The sequence below is a fragment of the Curtobacterium sp. ZW137 genome (assembly GCF_003762905.1).
GTDB lineage: Bacteria > Actinomycetota > Actinomycetes > Actinomycetales > Microbacteriaceae > Curtobacterium.
The window spans coordinates 256,096-273,453 of sequence record NZ_RJKS01000002.1; the positions used below are offsets into that span (position 1 = coordinate 256,096).

The following is a 17,358-nucleotide window of genomic DNA, read 5'->3' on the forward strand; positions in this document are numbered from 1 at the left end:
TGCCGACCGGTCGCAACACCCCGCGCTCCCCTTGCCGACCGGTCGTGAACCATCGACCAGCACCCACGCGCAGGACGACTCGTGACCACTCGACGGTCGGCTCCGGGGTGTCGTGACCGCTCGAACTCGCGGGCCGTCCCGCACCCGCCGTCTCGTACGCGCCACAGCGCACGTGAGATCGCACTCCGTGTCGGGTCCCCGAAGGGGAAGCGACACGGAGTGCGATCTCGGCGGGAGCGCCAAGCGCGGGGCGCCGAACGCGAAGCGCGGAGCGCGGAGCGCGGGGCGGGAGCGCCAAGCGCGGGGCGCCGAACGCGAAGCGCGGAGCGCGGGGCGCGGGCGTCGCGGGGCGCCGAACGCGAAGCGCGGAGCGCGGAGCGCGGGGCGCGGGCGTCGCGGGGCGCCGTCAGCGCCACAGCGCACGTGAGATCGCACTCCGTGTCGGGTCCCCGAGGGGGAAGCGACACGGAGTGCGATCTCGGCGGGAGCGCGGGGCGCGGAGCGCGGAGCGCGGAGCGCGGCGGAGCGCGGAGCGCGGCGCGCGCCGCGTCAGCGCTTGTCGTCGGGGGACGGGGCCTCGGGCGCGGAAGCGCCGGGCGCCTGCGCGTCGGGGGACGACGCCGGCGCCGGAGGCGTCGCGCCCGGGATCCGCTCCCCGTAGCGCGGGGGCTCTTCGGCACGCGGTGCCGACGGCGCAGCCGGCTGCTGCTGCGCGACCGGCTGGGCGGCCTGGCCGGACTGACCCGGCTGACCGGACTGACCCGGCTGCGCGACCTCGCCGTAGCGCGGACCGTCGTTGGTGCCGTAGCGCGGCTGCGCACCCGTGGCGGGGGCGGCGGGGCCGGACTGCGCCGGGCCTCCAGGCTGGTTGTGGGGTGTGGAGTGCCCACCGTAGGGCGACCCCTGGGGCGGACCCGGACGCCACGACTGCTGCTGCGGCGGTCCCTGGAACTGCGACCCGGGAGCACCCGACTGCTGCCCCGGGTTCCACGCGGCGTGCGGCGTCGCACCGGACTGGCCGAGGATCCGCTGCGCCTGCCCGACGAGCTGCGGGTCGACGATGATCTGGTAGTTCGTGGCGAGCACCTGGTGCACGCTCGTGAAGTCCCGCTGCCGCTTCGTGATCGCGAAGGAGACGATGCCGTAGAGCATGCCGAACGCGGCGCCGATGATGGCCGCGGCGAGGATGAGGCCGCCGGCCGTCGGTGAGAACAGCGTCAGCACGATGCCGAAGAAGATGCCGAGCCAGAGCCCGGACAGTGCACCGGCCAGGGCGGCACGGCCGTAGGTCATCTTGCCGGTGACGCGCTCGACGGTCTTGAGGTCGTTGCCGACGATCGAGAGCTTGTTCACCGGGAAGTCGGACTCGGCGAGTTTCGCCACCACCGCCTGCGCTTCGGGGTAGCTGTCGAAGGTGCCGAGGACGTCTCCGCGGGGCAGCGTGGGGAAGACCTGCGCCGTGCGACCGCGGAAGGGGCTCTGAGTGCTCACACAGTCATCATCCACCGTCCCCCTTGCGATCGCACGAGAACCACCGGGGAACCGGCCGGGCCACCGCCGGGGAACCGGCCGGGCCACCGCCAGGGAACCGGCCGGGCCACCACCGGGGAACCGGCCGGGCCACCGCCAGGGAACGGACCGGGTGACCGACTACGCTGAGATCGTGAGCGCCACGAAGGTCTTCGTCGCCCGCCTGGCCGGGTGCTCCGTCTTCGACCCCGCGGGCGATCGCGTCGGCAGGGTCCGGGACGTCCTCGTCGTCTACCGGCGGGCCGATCCTCCGCACGTCGTGGGGTTGATCGTCGAGGTCCCCGGCAAGCGCCGCATCTTCGTCAGCGTCGGCCGGATCACCTCGATCGGTGCCGGGCAGGTGATCACGACCGGCCTGGTCAACATGCGTCGCTTCGAGCAGCGCGGCGGCGAGGTCCGGGTGATCGCGGAGATGCTCGGGCGCAAGGTGCTCATCACGAAGGACCGCATCCGCGCCACGATCGAGGACATCGCGATCGAGGACCGTGGCCAGGGCGACTGGGAGGTGTCGCAGCTCTTCCTCCGCAAGCCGAAGACGACGCCGTCGCCGTTCGGCAAGGGCCCGACGACGTTCGCCACCTGGAACGAGGTCACCGAGGACGAGCTCCCCGGTGAGTCCCAGTCCGCCGAGCACGTCATCGCCGCGTACTCGGACCTGGTGCCGGCCGACCTCGCGTCGACGCTGCTCGACCTGCCGGCGGAGCGCCGGTTCGAGGTGGCGGAGGAACTCCCCGACGACCGGCTCGCCGACGTGCTCGAGGAGATGCCGGACGCCGAGCGGGTGGCGATCCTGTCCTCGCTCGAGGACGCCCGCGCCGCCGACGTCCTCGACCAGATGCAGCCGGACGACGCCGCCGACCTGCTGGCCGAGCTCTCCGACGAGCGGAGCGAAGCGCTCCTGCAGCTCATGGAGCCGGAAGAGGCGCAGGACGTCCGGATGCTGCTCGAGTACGAGCCGGACACCGCCGGTGGCCTCATGACGACCGAGCCGGTGATCGTCTCCGCGGACGCCACCGTGGCCGAGGGCCTCGCGCTGATCCGCCGGCACGAGCTCGCACCGGCGCTCGGCGCGAGCGTCTGCGTCACGCTCCCGCCGTACGAACCGCCGACCGGCCGGTTCCTCGGGCTGGTGCACTTCCAGCGCATGCTCCGCTACCCGCCGAACGAACGCCTCGGCACGCTCATCGACCAGCAGACCGAACCGGTCCGTGTCGATGCCAGTGCGGCGGAGGTCACGCGTGTGATGGCGACCTACAACCTCGTGTCCGTCCCCGTGGTCGACGACGCCCACCGTCTGGTCGGGGTGGTGACGATCGACGACGTGCTCGACCACGTCCTGCCGGACGACTGGCGAAGTCAGGGCGACGGTGAACCCGCACGCCCCCGCACCAAGAGCCGTAGGACCCCCGTGAGCGCGGGGAGGAGGACCACACGTGGCACGAACGGATGAGAACACCCGTCTCGACTCCCCCAAGGGCATGCGCACGCGCGTCCTGCCGACCCGTCGGCGCTCGGGCCGCGGTGACGCGTTCGGTCGTGCGACCGAAGGCATCGCACGCGCAATGGGAACGCCCTGGTTCCTGGTCGGCCTGACCCTCTTCTGCGTCGTCTGGATGGCCTGGAACGTCTTCACGCCGAAGCAGCTGCAGTTCGACTCCGCGGCCATCGGCTTCACGGCGCTGACGCTGGTGCTGTCGCTGCAGGCCTCGTACGCGGCGCCGCTGATCCTCCTCGCGCAGAACCGGCAGGACGACCGCGACCGGGTGCAGTTCGAGCAGGACCGGCAGCGCGCCGAGCGGAACCTGGCGGACACCGAGTACCTCGCCCGAGAGGTCGTCGCGCTCCGCCTGGCGATGCGGGACATGGCCTCGAAGGACTTCATCCGCGCGGAGCTGCGCTCGCTGCTCGAGGAACTGGACCGTCGCGACGCGATCGACGACGGCGACCCGGAGCGCGCGGTGGACGTCCGTGGCTGACGCCACGCACCCGGTGGACGACGAGGCGCTCGGCGCTCGGGTCCTCACCGCGCTCGGCCGCGTCATCGACCCGGAGATCCGCCGGCCCGTCACGGAGCTCGACATGATCCGTGGTGTCGACGTCCAGCCGGGAGGCACGGTGCGCGTCGACCTGCAGCTCACGATCGTCGGGTGCCCGGCCGCCGACACGATCGAGCGCGACGTCCGCATCGCCGCCGGTTCGGTGGACGGGGTGTCGTCGGTGTCCGTGGACGTGTCGGTGATGGACCCGGCGGTCCGCGCGGCCCTGACGGCGCGGCTCCGCGAGGGCCGGCCGAAGGGCGTGCAGTTCACCCCGGACTCACTCACCCGCGTGATCGCGGTGACGAGCGGCAAGGGCGGCGTCGGCAAGTCCACCGTCACGGTGAACCTGGCCGTCGCGCTCGCCCGTCGCGGGCTCCGGGTCGGCATCGTCGACGTCGACGTGCACGGGTTCAGCGTCCCCGGGTTGATGGGCCTCACGGACGAGCACGGCGTCGCACCGCGCCCGACCCGGGTGGACAGCATGATCCTGCCGCCGGTCGCCCACGACGTGAAGGTCGTGTCGATCGGGATGTTCGTCGACGACGCCTCCACCGCGGTGTCCTGGCGCGGGCCGATGCTGCACCGCACCGTGAACCAGTTCCTCACCGACGTGTGGTTCGGCGACCTCGACGTGCTGCTCCTCGACATGCCGCCCGGCACCGGGGACGTGGCGATCTCCGTCGGGCAGCTCCTGCCGCACGCCGAGGTGCTCGTCGTGACGACCCCACAGGCCGCGGCGGCGGACGTCGCCGAGCGGAGCGGCATCGTGGCGCGACAGACCGGGCAGCGGGTCATCGGCGTCGTGGAGAACATGGCTGGGCTCGTGCGGCCCGACGGCTCCGTGCTGCACCTGTTCGGTGAGGGCGGCGGTGCGGAGACCGCGGCCCGGCTCTCGCGCGGGCAGGACTCCCCCGTGCCGGTGCTCGGCAGCGTGCCGCTCTCGGTGCCGCTCCGGCAGGGCGGCGACGCCGGCGAACCCGTGGTGCTCGGTGCCCCGGACGACCCGGCCGCCGTGGCGTTGACCGGGATCGCCGACCGGGTCGTGGCACTCGGACGCGGGCTGTCCGGCCGGAAGCTGGGACTCTCCCTGTCCTGAGCCGAGTGCTCCGGCCCCGCTCCGCTTCCCGCTCCCTGTACGTCTCTTCATGGACGCCGACTGTTGTCGAGAGCAATATGCAGGGACATTCCACAATGCTCCTGCGGAATCAGGGCGCAGGGGCATCCACCGTGCCGACATCGACGTCGGCCGAAGAACTGGAGCACTCAGGTGAACAGGAACACCAGGATCCGGATCGGCGTGATCGGCGCCGTGGCAGCAGCGGTCGTCGGGGGAACACTCGCGGCCGTCCCCGCCACCGCCGCGACCACCACCACCTGCGCGACCGCGTGGGCATCGGGGACCGCCTACAACGGCGGCGCCACCGTCAGCGAGAACGGCACGAACTACACCGCGAACTGGTGGACGCAGGGGGACGACCCCGCGACCCACTCGGGCGCGACCGGCAGCGGGCAGCCGTGGACCTCGACGGGCGCCTGCACGGGCGGCAGCACCGGGGGCGGCGGCACGGGCGGTGGGACCGGCGGCGGGACCACGACGCCCGGCAACGGCAGCACGGGCACGGCGAGCGGGCTGGTCTTCAGCCCGTACAAGGACGTCACGGTGAACCTCGACTGGAACACGAACGTGATGAACACCGCCGTCACCGGCACCCGCATCCCCGTCGTCGGCTCAGCGAACAGCCTCGTGTCGACGAAGGAGCCCGGACTGAAGGCCATCACGCTCGCCTTCGCGACCGGCACCTGCGGCAGCGAGAACTGGGGCGGGGTCGCCGCGGACGCGTTCGCGAGCGCCAACATCCCGAAGCTCGACGCCGCCGGCGTGAACTACATCGTCAGCACCGGCGGGGCGGCCGGGTCGTTCAAGTGCTCCGGCACCGCACTGCAGAGCTTCATCGCGCGGTACGCCAGCCCCCACATGATCGGCGTCGACTTCGACATCGAGAGCGGGCAGTCCGCGGCCGACGTGCAGAACCTCGTGAGCGCGGCGGCACTGGCCCAGGCGAAGTACCCGGGCCTGCGCTTCTCCTTCACGCTGGCGACCCTCGCCGCGTCGGACGGCAGCTTCGGCGGGCTCAACAGCACCGGGGACGCCACGGTGAAGGCGATCACGGCCTCGACGCTGACGAACTACACCGTCAACCTCATGACGATGGACTTCGGACGCGCCACCACCGCGAACTGCGTGGTCGTCGGCTCCACCTGCGAGATGGGACAGTCCACGATCCAGGCGGTGACGAACCTGCAGCACACCTACGGGATCGCGGCGTCGAAGATCGAGGTCACCCCGATGCTCGGCGTGAACGACGCCTCCGACGAGGTCTTCACACTGGCCGACGCCGACACGGTGTCCGCGTACGCGAAGGCACACGGACTCGCCGGGGTGCACACCTGGTCGCTCGACCGCGACACCCCCTGCGCCACCCCGACGAGCACCGCGTCCGCCACGTGCAGCTCGGTGACGGGGACGGCCGCCCTGGCCTGGACCGACCGCTTCCTGGCCGACCTGCGGTAGTCGGGACCCGCTGCACGACGGGAGGCCCGGTGCCAGCTGGCACCGGGCCTCCCGTCCGTCGTCCTGGCCGCGTGTCGGGCCGCAACGGATCGTTCCTAGGTGGACTCGGCGTCGTACGGCGCCTGCTCGCCTGCAGCGAGCGGGACCACCGGCGCCGGCGCCCGCACCTTCGATGCGGTGACCTGGACCGTCTCTGCCGCTCCCGCACCGGTGGCGGAGTCGAGCAGCGCGTCACGGATGATCCGGCGCGGGTCGTACTGGCGCGGATCGAGCTTCTGCCAGTCGACGTCGTCGAAGTCCGGCCCCATCTCCTCGCGCATCCGGTCCTTCGCGGTGTCCGCGAACCGTCGGACGGCCTTCACGAACTCGGCGAGCTTCTGCGCGTACATCGGCAGGCGCTGCGGGCCGAGCAGGAGCACGGCAATGATCCCGATGATCAGGATCTTGTCGAGCGGGATGTTCACGGAGCGAGCCTAACCCGAACCGACCGTGCTGCGGCCTAGAGTTGTCGTCCGAGGAGTGTGCGTGTCAGAGAAAGAGTCGAACTGGAAGTTCGCGGAGGACATCGTCTCCGAGTCCGGGGTGATCGCTCGCGCGCGTGAGCACTCCCTGGAACTCGGCGTCGAGGCGATCTCGCCGGCGATCGGTGCCCAGATCGGTGTCGTCGCCGCAGCGTCCCGAGCCACCGCGATCATCGAGATCGGGACGGGGCTCGGCGTGTCCGGGCTGTACCTGCTCGGCGGCGCGCCGAAGGCCACCCTCACCACGATCGACATCGAAGTGGACCACCAGCAGTACGCCCGCGACGCCTACATCGCCGCCGGCACCGCACCGTCCCGGGTGCGGCTCATCCCCGGACGCGCGAACCAGGTGCTCCCGCGGATGAACGAGGCGTCCTACGACGTCGTGCTCGTCGACGCGGACCCCGAGCACGTGATCGAGTACGTCGAACACGGGCTGCGCCTGGCACGGCTCGGTGGGACCGTCCTCGTCCCGCACGCGCTCTGGCGCGGACGCGTCGCGGACCCGGTGAAGCGGGACCGTGCCACCACCGACTTCCGGCTGCTCCTGACCGAGGTCTCGACGTCCGGTGCGGTCATCAGCGCGCTGTCCCCGGCCGGCGACGGGCTGCTGCAGATGACCAAGGTCACGAACTAGTCCGCTCCGAGGTGGCGCAGGTAGCGCTCCGGGGACGCCAGGAACGACCGCTGGTTCCGCACCAGGTCGAGGTCTTCCCAAGAGCTGCGACGGAGGCCCCACTCCCCCACCTCGTGGATCGTGGCGCCGGGGAACGCCGCGAGCACGGGTGAGTGCGTCGACAGCACCACCTGCCCGAGGCCGTCGTCGATGATCGCCTGCAGCAGCCCGATCAGCGTCAGGCACCCCTGGAACGACAGCGCCGACTCCGGTTCGTCGAGGATCCAGAGGCCTGGCCACTGCGACCGGTCGATCACGAAGTCGAGGAACGACTCGCCGTGGCTGCGCTCGTGGAACACGGGCTCCGGGCGGGCACCCGGGTGCTCCTCGAGGTACGTGAAGAACCCGTGCATCGTCTCCGCACGGAGGAAGAACCCGCCCTTCGGCGCACCAGGCTCACGGTGCAGGGCGATGTGCTCCCAGAGCTGCGACTCACTCGGTCGGGTGCTGTGCCCCGAGTTCGTCGACCCGCCCTCTGGGCTCATGCCGTAGGCGAGCGCGATGGCCTCGACCAGGGTCGACTTGCCGGCACCGTTCTCCCCGACGACGACCGTGACGGTGTCCAGGTCGATCCCCTCGTCGAGGAGCTGCCGGACCGGGGCGAGCGTCGACGGCCAGACGTCGCGGGGCATCGGGTCGGCCGGGTACTCCTCGACGCGACGGACGGGGCGGCGGGATCGTGGCACGGGGCCATCATGCCGACGACCCCCGACAGCACCCGGGACGACAGCAGGCCCGGGACGAGTATCCCGGGCCTGCTGGCTGGTGCCTGTTGTGGTGCGTCGACGAACTAGGCCGAGACGACCTCGGCGAGAGCGTCGTGGAGTTCCTTCGCCTCGGCATCGTTGACCGAGACGACAAGGCGGCCTCCACCTTCGAGCGGAACCCGCACGATGATGAGTCGACCCTCCTTAACAGCCTCCATCGGCCCGTCACCGGTCCTCGGCTTCATGGCTGCCATCAGATGTCCCCTTTCGTGCAGTATGTGCACCCCCATTATCCCGTACCAGGGGGCGAACTGCGAAACCGCCCAGGTTGGGGGGTGCGGATCCCGTCGTCTTCGCGGCTCGGATTCCTAGTCTGTGGACGTGCCGACCGTTCCCTCCACGCGCCGTCCGAGCCCGCCGGACCCCTCAGCCGACCCCGTCGCCGACGCCGTCCCCGTTGGTCTCCGCATCGCCGGTGCGTTCTCCTGGCGGCTGCTCATCGTCGCCGCAGCACTCGCCGTCGTGATCGCGCTCGTGGTGGTGCTGCAGGACATCATCGTGCCGTTCCTCATCGCGCTGCTGCTCTGCGCGCTGCTCGCCCCGATGTCCTCGTTCCTGCAGCGGCACCGGTGGCCGAAGTGGACGGCGGTGCTCTCGAGCCTGGTCTCCGTCGCGCTGGCGATCGGCGCGCTCGCGCTCGTGGTGACGGCGCAGATCCGGTACGACCTGCCGTCGCTCGAACGGCGCCTGCACCACAGCGTCCGGTCGCTGCAGACCCTGCTCGACAGCGAGCCGTTCGGGATCACGGCCAAGGACGTCAACGGGTGGATCTCGGACGGCTTCGACTACCTGCAGGCGCACGTCGCATCGATCCTGTCCGGGTTCCAGGCAGCGGGGACCGGTGCGGTGCACGTCCTCGAGGGCCTGTTCATCGTCGTCTTCACGACCCTCTTCGTGCTCATCGACGGCCGCCGGATCTGGACCTGGGTCCTCCGGCTCTTCCCCCGGCGTGCCCGGCCGCGGATCGGCGTCGCGGGCGAGGCGGGCTGGCACACCCTGACCAGCTTCATCCGGGTGCAGCTCGTCGTCGCGATCACGGACGCGCTCGGCGTGGTGGTCGGTGCGCTGATCCTGCAGGTGCCGCTGGCGATCCCGATCGGCGTGGTCGTGTTCCTCGGCGCGTTCGTCCCCGTGGTCGGCGCGATCGTCGCGGGGAGCGTCGCGGTGCTCATCGCGCTGGTGTTCAACGGATGGGTGCCGGCGCTGTTCATGCTCGGCATCGTGGTGCTCGTGCAGCAGCTCGAGAGCCACGTCCTGCACCCGTTCCTCACCGGCAGCGCCGTGAAGGTGCACCCGCTCGGCGTCGCACTCGGCGTCGTCGCGGGCACCACGATCGCCGGGGTCGTCGGGGCGTTCTTCGCGGTGCCGTTCATCGCGACGGTGAACGCGATGGTGCTCGCAGCGGCGAACTGGCGGCCCGACGTGCCACCGCCGGCGTTGTCAGCGGACGCGGAGGCGGTTGCGACGGCAGGCGCGTCCGCCGCGGACGCCGATCACGGTGGGGTCCAGTCGTAGCCGTCGACCCACCAGCAGTAGTACATCCACACCCACTGCAGCACCACGCAGAGCACCACCACGAGCACGCGGTAGGCGCGGGACCTGGGCAGCGCCACGATCCCGAGCAACGGCGCGATCGGCAGCAGGATGCGCCACGTGCTCGACTGCGGGAAGAAGACCGCGAGCAGGTAGACGAGGTACGCGACGGCCCACAGCCGGAGCTCGAGGCCGATCCGGCGTGCGGGCGGCATGAACACGAACGCCGCGAAGCCGATCAGCACGACCACGAGCAGCACCGACCCCGCGGGCTGCCGGAACCACCACCCGAACCCCTGGATCCACGGGGCGAAGGGCACGAGGTCCTTCCATCCGATGTACGACGAGCGCCATGCGAGCTCGGTGTCCGTGTACGCCCGCGGCACTCCGGTGACCGCCCACGCGACGGCGGGCCACGCGAGCCCCACCAGGCCGGACACCACCGCGACGACAGCCGGTGCGACGAGCTGTCGGATGCTGCCCAGCGGCGCGAGCCGGATCCATGCGGGGCGGACGACCCACACCGCGATGACCATCACCATCAGGAGCGCGAACGCCAGCCCGGTCGGCCGCGTCATGCCGAGCAGCAGCACGACGGGGAGCATCGTCCAGAACCGACGCTCGACGAGGAGCAGCAGCGCGACGAGGAGCAGGCACAGCCCCATCGACTCCGCGTAGGCGACCTGGAACATCACCGAGAGGGGGGCGACACAGAGCAGCACCGTGGCGAACGTCGCCCGGGCCGGGTCGAGGAAGCGCCCCATCAGCCGCCGGAACACCAGCGCCGACCCCCAGCCGAAGAGCAGTGACACCGAGATCGCCACGAGCTCGAACGACGCCCCGGTCAGGGTCATCAGCGCCCGGACGAGGAACGGGTACGCCGGCATGAACGCCCACGCGTTCTCCGTCACGTGCCCGGCGGCGTCGACCGGCAGCGTCGACGGGTACCCGTTCGCAGCGATCACCCGGTACCAGGCGCCGTCCCAGATGGACGCGAACGACAGGTAGTGCGGGTGCTGCAGGGTGAACGAGTTCGCCGACTGGATGCGCGCGAACGACATGAGCAGCGCGCCCGTGACGATCCGGGCGAGCACGTACACGACCGTGATCCGCAGCCACCACGGGACCACCCGGTAGCGCGCACGCCACCGAGCCGCACCCGGGCGGGGCCGGCGCACCGGCACGGCGCCGGTGTCCCGGGACGAGCCGGTCGTCAGGCCGTCAGCCACCGACGCAGACCGTCCTCCACCGCGGTGATCTGCGCCACGGGGACCTGCTCGTCGTCGTGGTGCGCGAAGACCGGCTCGCCGGGGCCGTAGTTGACCGCGGGCACGCCGAGCGCGGAGAACCGTGCGACGTCGGTCCAGCCGTACTTCGGGCGAGGGGCCGGGCCGCCGACGGCCTCGACGAAGTGCTGCGCGAGCGGGGCGTCGAGCCCGGGGCGGGCGCCGGCGGCGAGGTCGACGATGTCCACCTGGTAGCCGTCGAAGAGCTCGCGGATGTGGGCGACCGCTTCCTCGGCGGAGCGGGACGGTGCGAACCGGTAGTTCACGTGCACCATCACCTCGTCGGGGATGATGTTCCCCGCGATCCCGCCCGTGATGCCGACCGCGTTGAGGCCCTCGCGGTACTCGAGCCCGTCGACCTCGACGGTGCGCGGCTCGTACGCCGCCAGGGCGGCCAGGATCGGGGCTGCCTTGTGGATCGCGTTGTCGCCGATCCAGCTGCGAGCGCTGTGGGAGCGCTTGCCGAACGCCCGGATCTCGGCGCGGAGGTTGCCGTTGCAGCCGCCCTCGATCTGGGCGCCGGACGGCTCGCCGAGGATCGCGAAGTCCCCGGTCAGGAGCTCGGGACGGGTGCGGGCGAGGCGGCCGAGGCCGTTCAGCGCGTCGGACACCTCCTCGTGGTCGTACCAGACCCACGTGACGTCGACCGACGGGTCGGTGAGGTCGTACGCGAGCTTCAGCTGGACGGCGCACCCGGCCTTCATGTCGACGGTCCCACGACCCCAGAGGATCTCGGTGCCGTCCTCGGCCGTCCGGAACTCCGTCGGCAGGTTGTCGTTGAGCGGCACGGTGTCGATGTGCCCGGCGATGACGACGCGGCGGTCACGGCCGAGATGCGTCCGCGCGACGATCGCGTCGCCGTCGCGGATCACCTCGAGGTGCGGCAGCGGCGCGAGCACCGCCTCGATCGCGTCGGCGAGGGCCTTCTCGTTGCCCGACACCGACTCGATGTCGCAGATGGCACGGGTGATGTCGATGGACGAGGCGGTGAGGTCGAGCTGCTCCGGCATGCCGAAAGCCTACCGGCCGCCGCACGCCGGGACCCGGGCGCCGCACGCCGGGACCCGGCCGCCGTACGCCGAAACCCGGGCGCACCCCTCGCTACCCTGGAACCGTGACCGAGACGACCGACACCACCGACCGCCCCACCTCCGCCTGGGGCCACGGCCTCGCGACCGTCGCCGCCGACGGCACCGAGCTCGACACCTGGTTCCCGGAGACCCATCTCGGCGCACTGCCCGCCGACGCGGTCTTCCCGCTCGAACTCCAGGAGCACATCGGCGAGGACCCCCGCCGCGGGGTCCGGATCGAGGCCGTCACGGTCGAGATCGACATCGATGCGGCACCCGCGAGCACCCCGGACGCCTACCTCCGCCTGCACCTGCTCAGCCACCTGCACGTGCGCCCGAACACGATCAACCTCGACGGCGTGTTCGGGCACCTGCCCATCGTCGCGTGGACGAACGCCGGCCCCGTGCTCCCCGCCGACCTGACGCGCCTGCGCCCGTCCCTGCAGCGCGCGGGCATCGCGGTCCACGCGATCGACAAGTTCCCCCGCCTGCTCGACTACGTGACGCCCGAGCGGGTCCGCATCGCGGACGCGAACCGGGTCCGGCTCGGCGCGCACCTCGCGCCGGGCACCACGGTCATGCACGAGGGCTTCGTCAACTTCAACGCGGGCACCCTCGGCGACGCGATGATCGAGGGCCGCGTCTCCCAGGGCGTCGTCGTCGGCAACGGCACCGACATCGGTGGCGGCGCGTCGATCATGGGCACGCTCTCCGGCGGCGGCACGCACCGGGTGTCCCTCGGGGAGCGCGCGCTCCTCGGGGCGAACGCCGGCCTCGGCATCTCGCTCGGCGACGACTCCGTCATCGAGGCGGGGCTCTACGTCACCGCCGGCACGAAGGTCGTGCTCGTCGGGGCCGCGCCGAGCCCGGACGGCACCCCGAGGACGGTGAAGGCCGCCGAGCTCTCCGGGGCCCCGAACGTCCTGTTCCGCCGCAACAGCCTGACGGGTGCCGTCGAGGCGCTGCAGCGCAAGGGCGAGGGCATCCAGCTCAACACCGCGCTGCACGCGTAGCGCCCCCGCGGCCCGCCGCCGGCCCTCGGTCCGCCCGCCGGTTGCGCCTCCGCCCGCCTGGACCCCGCACAACCGAAAGCACCCCGAACCACGTGATCGCGTGGTGCGGGGTGCTTTCGGTTGTGCGAAGGACGCCAGGGCCCGCCGCCGCCGCGCGTCAGCGCTCGGGCAGGTCCCGCTTCGGCGAGCCGACGTAGAGCTGCTGCGGGCGTCCGATCTTGTTGAGCGGGTCGTTGTTGAGCTCGCGCCACTGGGCGATCCAGCCCGGCAGCCGCCCGATCGCGAACAGCACGGTGAACATCCGCGGCGGGAAGCCCATCGCCTTGTAGATGATCCCCGTGTAGAAGTCGACGTTCGGGTAGAGCTTGCGCTCGATGAAGTACTCGTCGGAGAGTGCGATCTGCTCGAGCTCCTTGGCGATGTCGAGCAGGTCGTCCTGCACGCCCAGGGACTCGAGGACCTCGTCCGCCGACTCCTTCACGAGCTTGGCGCGGGGGTCGTAGTTCTTGTAGACGCGGTGCCCGAAGCCCATCAGCTTCACCCCGCGCTCCTTGTTCTTCACCCGCTCGACGAAGCGCTGCACGGGCTCGCCGGAGTCCTTGATCTGCTGCAGCATCTCGAGCACGGCTTCGTTCGCACCGCCGTGCAGCGGGCCGTACAGGGCGTTGATGCCCGCCGAGATCGACGCGAACATGTTCGCCTTCGTCGAACCGACCAGCCGGACGGTGGCGGTGGACGCGTTCTGCTCGTGGTCCTCGTGCAGGATCAGCAGGCGGTCCAGCGCCTTCGAGAGCACCGGGTTCGGCTCGTAGGTCTCGGCCATGGTGCCGAAGTTCAGCCGCAGGAAGTTGTCGACGAACGACAGCGAGTTGTCCGGGTAGAGGAAGGCCTGACCGATGGACTTCTTGTGCGCGTACGCGGCGATGACCGGGAGCTTCGCGAGGAGCCGCACGGTCTGCAGCTCGACCTTCTCCGGGTCGTCGACGTCCATGTCGTCCTCGTAGTACGTCGACAGGGCGCTGACGGCGCTGGAGAGGACGGACATCGGGTGCGCCGAGTGCGGGAGGGCGTCGAACAGGCGACGGAGGTCCTCGTGCAGCAGCGTGTGGCGGCGGATGCGCGCGTCGAAGTCGGCGAGCTCGGCGTCGTTCGGGAGCTCGCCGTAGATCAGGAGCCAGGCGACTTCGAGGAAGGTGCAGTTCGAGGCCACCTGGTCGATCGGGTACCCGCGGTAGCGCAGGATGCCCTGGTCGCCGTCGATGTAGGTGATCGCGCTCTTGGTGGACCCGGTGTTCACGAACCCGTAGTCGAGCGTGTTCATCCCGGTCTGCTTCTTGAACGTCGAGATGTCGACCGTGGACGCACCGTCGACGCTCGGCAGGATCGGGAACTCCGCCTGGCCGCCCGGGTACGTCAGCGTCGCGGTCTCCGTCGCCTGCTCGGCTTCGGGACTCACGGGGACGGGCGTCGTTGGCGGTGTGGCCGTCGTCTGAGCGTCATTGGCAGTGTCAGTCACACCAACAGCCTAATCGCGCCGTCTGTCGCTCGTGCACACCCAGGTCCCTCGAACTTGGTGGGAGTCACGACTAGCGGTCGACCGGTTCGGTGGTCGGCGCTCCGGTGGTTCAGGACGAAGCGAGCCGGTGACCGCTGGTCAGACGCTGCGCCGCCGCCGCGATCCGCTCGTCGGTCGCGGTGAGCGCGATCCGCACGTGCTGCCCGCCGGCCGCGCCGTAGAAGGTCCCAGGGGCGACGAGGATGCCCCGGTCCGCGAGCCACGCGACGGTGTCGAGTGCCGGTTCGCCGCGCGTTGCCCAGAGGTACAGGCCCGCTTCGCTGTGGTCGACCCGGAAGCCGGCGCCCTCGAGCGCACGGCGGAGCATGCCGCGACGGGCACGGTACAGCGCCTTCTGCTGCTGCACGTGCGCGGTGTCCTCGAGCGCCACGATCATCGCCTGCTGCACCGGCAGCGGCGGCATCATGCCGGTGTGCTTGCGGACGGCGAGCACCCCGGCGAGGACCGCGGCGTCACCGGCGACGAAGGCGGCCCGGTAGCCGGCGAGGTTCGACTGCTTCGAGAGCGAGTACACGCTGAGCACACCGTCCACCGAGTCCCCCACCACGCGGGAGTCGAGGATGGTCGGCGTCGGCGTGACGTCGTAGGGCGGCTCCCAGCCGAGCTCGGCGTAGCACTCGTCCCCGACGATGACCGCGCCGAGTTCGCGAGCGCGGGCGACGGCGACGCGGAGTTCCTCGACGGAGAGGACGCGGCCGTCGGGGTTGCCCGGCGAGTTCAGCCAGATGAGCTTCGTGCCGACGGGCCACGCGGCGGGGTCGTCCGAGGCCAGCGCGGTGGCACCGACGAGCGCGGCGCCGAGTTCGTACGTCGGGTACGCGGCGGCCGGGAACACGACGGTGTCGCCGCGGCCGATGCCGAGCCAGAGCGCGAGCCCGGCGATGAACTCCTTCGAGCCGATCGTCGGCAGGGTCTGGTCCTCCCGCAGCGCGACCCCGTGCCGGCGGCCGTACCAGTCGGCGATCGCCTGACGGAGCGCGGGGGTCCCGGCGACCTGCGGGTAGGCGTGCGCGTCGGTGGCCTCGGCGAGGGCAGAGCGGACGAGCGCGGGCGTCGGGTCCACCGGCGAGCCGACGCTCAGGTCGACGATGCCGCCCTCGTGCTCCGCTGCGCGCTGCTTGAACGGGACGAGCTGGTCCCAGGGGAAGTCGGGGAGGTCGAGGGCCACGTGCGTGTCCGGCTCAGCCGCGCGGCGGTTCGGCCGCGACGACGGGGTGGTCCTTGTGGATCACGCCGACCTTCGCCGCGCCGCCGGGGGAACCAACCTCGTCGAAGAACTCGACGTTGGCCTTGTAGTAGTCGGCCCACTGGTCCGGGAGGTCGTCCTCGTAGTAGATCGCCTCGACCGGGCAGACCGGTTCGCACGCACCGCAGTCCACGCATTCATCCGGGTGGATGTAGAGCGAGCGGTCACCCTCGTAGATGCAGTCCACGGGGCATTCGTCGATGCACGCGCGGTCCTTGACGTCGACACAGGGCTGGGCGATCACGTAGGTCACGGTCGGGGTGCTCCCTTCGGAAACGAGCGCTTCGAGTCTACTCGCGGGGTGCGGCCGACCCTGACCGTCCGGCGACACCCGTCGCCGCGTCGCCCGCGGCTGGGCGCGCCGCCCGCAGCCCGGACAGGTCCGGCCAGGCGAGCGCGAGCATCGCGACGATCGCCGGCCCGAACGTCCACACGTACCCGGCGGCGTTCGCGAGCACCAGCGGGGAGCTCTGCCCACCGACGGACACCAGGACCTGCGTGGCGACGATCACCCCGATGCCGACCGCCGCGACCATCGCGCGGGACCGGTAGAGCAGCCGCACGCCGACGACCAGACCGACCACGATGAGCGTGGTGAGGACGATGCCGATCGGGAACGCCCCGAGCGTCTGCTGGTGGGTGATCGTCCCGAGGCCACCGGCGAGCAGCCCGACGACGAGGGCGACCACGACCGCGGTGACCTTGCCCGCCGGGGACATGTCCGCGTACGTCTCGGGAGCGGCCGCTGCGGGCGGCTCGTCGTGCCGGAAGCCCTCGGTCGCCGCCGCGTGCTGCCGGACACCGTGCGGCATCACCCAGGACAGCGCGGTCGGGTCGGCGGGGTCCACCGGGTCCACGGCGACCTGCGAGCGGTACTGCTCGATCGCCGCGCGGACCTTCGCCCGCACGGGCAGGACGTCGACGGTGACGTCCGCCTCACCGGAGTCCGGGTCGACGATCATCGAGAACGGCACGTCCTCGGCCTTCGCCGCGTACCGGGCGGCGTTGTGCACCCGCACGTGGTCCGGGTGGCCGTAACCGCCGTCGTCCGCGTAGCTGATCACCGCATCGGCCCGGGTCGACCGGATCGCGGCGCGGACGTCGTCGACGACCTCGCCGAGGTCGGCCATGGTCAGCGAGTCGGCCGGGGCGTCGTCCGCCGCGACCGCGCGGCCGTCCGGGCCCCACTGCATGCCGGAGTCGGAGTAGCGCCGCTCGGGCAGGTCGGTCGGACGGGCTCCCGGCCCGCCGAGCCACAGGTGGGCCGGACGCCCGAGCGCTGCCAGCGCGCCGGCGATCTCGGTCTCCCGGTGCGCGGCGACGCGGGGACCGTCACCGAACAGCGGCGCGAGTTCCGGCGTGAGCATCTCGCCGCGCTCGCCCCGGGTCGCCGTGAGGACGGTGACCTCGGCGCCGAGCTCGAGGAGCGTGGCGATGGTCCCACCGGACGACAGGGTCTCGTCGTCCGGGTGGGCGTGCACGAAGAGGACGCGCTCGGGGCGGGTCGCGGGGGCCTTGGACATCGTCTC

At 71.5% G+C, this 17,358-nt stretch carries 17 protein-coding genes; 7 read left to right on the forward strand and 10 right to left on the reverse strand.

What is annotated here, in order from left to right:
- Positions 1-549: 549 nt before the first annotated feature.
- Positions 550-1,491, reverse strand: a complete 942-nt coding sequence (locus EDF55_RS06345) for a general stress protein (RefSeq protein WP_123654098.1) — start codon at positions 1,489-1,491, stop codon at positions 550-552.
- A 172-nt stretch (positions 1,492-1,663) separates the two neighbouring features.
- Here EDF55_RS06345 and EDF55_RS06350 point away from each other — a divergent pair, with 172 nt between their 5' ends.
- From EDF55_RS06350 to EDF55_RS19160, 4 genes are all read left to right on the forward strand, one after another.
- Positions 1,664-2,980, forward strand: coding sequence for a magnesium transporter MgtE N-terminal domain-containing protein (locus tag EDF55_RS06350; protein WP_123654099.1), 1,317 nt, complete (start codon positions 1,664-1,666; stop codon positions 2,978-2,980).
- Positions 2,964-3,506 carry a DUF1003 domain-containing protein gene (locus tag EDF55_RS06355; RefSeq protein WP_123654100.1) on the forward strand — a complete coding sequence of 181 codons (543 nt, stop codon included), beginning with the start codon at positions 2,964-2,966 and terminating at the stop codon, positions 3,504-3,506. Before EDF55_RS06350 ends, EDF55_RS06355 begins: the two co-directional genes overlap by 17 nt.
- Before the next feature lie 13 nt (positions 3,507-3,519).
- A complete protein-coding gene (locus tag EDF55_RS06360) occupies positions 3,520-4,665 on the forward strand; it encodes an Mrp/NBP35 family ATP-binding protein (RefSeq protein ID WP_123654697.1) in 1,146 nt (381 codons plus the stop codon).
- A gap of 171 nt (positions 4,666-4,836) precedes the next feature.
- Positions 4,837-6,141 (forward strand): carbohydrate-binding protein, encoded by a 1,305-nt coding sequence (locus tag EDF55_RS19160; RefSeq protein ID WP_221180729.1) that lies wholly within the window; start codon positions 4,837-4,839, stop codon positions 6,139-6,141.
- A gap of 95 nt (positions 6,142-6,236) precedes the next feature.
- On the opposite strand, the gene EDF55_RS06370 is transcribed toward EDF55_RS19160, so the two are convergent.
- The gene (locus EDF55_RS06370) at positions 6,237-6,605 is read right to left on the reverse strand and encodes a twin-arginine translocase TatA/TatE family subunit (RefSeq protein ID WP_123654102.1); all 369 of its coding nucleotides are present in this window, start codon (positions 6,603-6,605) and stop codon (positions 6,237-6,239) included.
- 61 nt (positions 6,606-6,666) lie between these two features.
- On the opposite strand from EDF55_RS06370, the gene EDF55_RS06375 reads away from it, so the two are divergent.
- Positions 6,667-7,299 (forward strand): O-methyltransferase, encoded by a 633-nt coding sequence (locus EDF55_RS06375; RefSeq protein WP_123654103.1) that lies wholly within the window; start codon positions 6,667-6,669, stop codon positions 7,297-7,299.
- On the opposite strand, the gene EDF55_RS06380 is transcribed toward EDF55_RS06375, so the two are convergent.
- Both EDF55_RS06380 and EDF55_RS06385 read right to left on the reverse strand, forming a co-directional pair.
- On the reverse strand, positions 7,296-8,024 hold the full coding sequence (locus EDF55_RS06380; protein WP_260235849.1) for an AAA family ATPase: 729 nt from the start codon (positions 8,022-8,024) through the stop codon (positions 7,296-7,298). The genes EDF55_RS06375 and EDF55_RS06380 overlap by 4 nt on opposite strands.
- Before the next feature lie 104 nt (positions 8,025-8,128).
- Positions 8,129-8,299, reverse strand: coding sequence for a DUF3117 domain-containing protein (locus EDF55_RS06385; protein WP_017887054.1), 171 nt, complete (start codon positions 8,297-8,299; stop codon positions 8,129-8,131).
- Positions 8,300-8,426: 127 nt separating this feature from the next.
- Here EDF55_RS06385 and EDF55_RS06390 point away from each other — a divergent pair, with 127 nt between their 5' ends.
- A complete protein-coding gene (locus EDF55_RS06390; RefSeq protein WP_185017185.1) occupies positions 8,427-9,620 on the forward strand; it encodes an AI-2E family transporter in 1,194 nt (397 codons plus the stop codon).
- Here EDF55_RS06390 and EDF55_RS06395 read toward each other — a convergent pair.
- Both EDF55_RS06395 and dapE read right to left on the reverse strand, forming a co-directional pair.
- Positions 9,599-10,867, reverse strand: coding sequence for a hypothetical protein (locus tag EDF55_RS06395; protein ID WP_123654105.1), 1,269 nt, complete (start codon positions 10,865-10,867; stop codon positions 9,599-9,601). The two genes, EDF55_RS06390 and EDF55_RS06395, sit on opposite strands and share 22 nt — an antisense overlap.
- Positions 10,852-11,934 (reverse strand): succinyl-diaminopimelate desuccinylase, encoded by a 1,083-nt coding sequence (gene dapE, locus EDF55_RS06400; protein WP_123654106.1) that lies wholly within the window; start codon positions 11,932-11,934, stop codon positions 10,852-10,854. Before dapE ends, EDF55_RS06395 begins: the two co-directional genes overlap by 16 nt.
- Positions 11,935-12,038: 104 nt before the next feature.
- On the opposite strand from dapE, the gene dapD reads away from it, so the two are divergent.
- Positions 12,039-13,007: a 2,3,4,5-tetrahydropyridine-2,6-dicarboxylate N-succinyltransferase gene (gene dapD / locus EDF55_RS06405; protein WP_123654107.1), complete on the forward strand. Its 969-nt coding sequence runs from the start codon at positions 12,039-12,041 to the stop codon at positions 13,005-13,007.
- A gap of 157 nt (positions 13,008-13,164) precedes the next feature.
- On the opposite strand, the gene EDF55_RS06410 is transcribed toward dapD, so the two are convergent.
- The 4 genes from EDF55_RS06410 to EDF55_RS06425 all read right to left on the reverse strand — a co-directional run bounded on the left by EDF55_RS06410 (position 13,165) and on the right by EDF55_RS06425 (position 17,352).
- On the reverse strand, positions 13,165-14,463 hold the full coding sequence (locus EDF55_RS06410) for a citrate synthase (RefSeq protein ID WP_123654108.1): 1,299 nt from the start codon (positions 14,461-14,463) through the stop codon (positions 13,165-13,167).
- 169 nt (positions 14,464-14,632) lie between these two features.
- Complete coding sequence (dapC, locus tag EDF55_RS06415) at positions 14,633-15,751, reverse strand: succinyldiaminopimelate transaminase (RefSeq protein ID WP_123654109.1); 1,119 nt, start codon at positions 15,749-15,751, stop codon at positions 14,633-14,635.
- 13 nt (positions 15,752-15,764) lie between these two features.
- Positions 15,765-16,082 (reverse strand): ferredoxin, encoded by a 318-nt coding sequence (gene fdxA, locus EDF55_RS06420; protein ID WP_123654110.1) that lies wholly within the window; start codon positions 16,080-16,082, stop codon positions 15,765-15,767.
- Between the two features lie 37 nt (positions 16,083-16,119).
- The gene (locus EDF55_RS06425) at positions 16,120-17,352 is read right to left on the reverse strand and encodes a PIG-L deacetylase family protein (RefSeq protein WP_123654111.1); all 1,233 of its coding nucleotides are present in this window, start codon (positions 17,350-17,352) and stop codon (positions 16,120-16,122) included.
- Positions 17,353-17,358 lie beyond the last annotated feature (6 nt).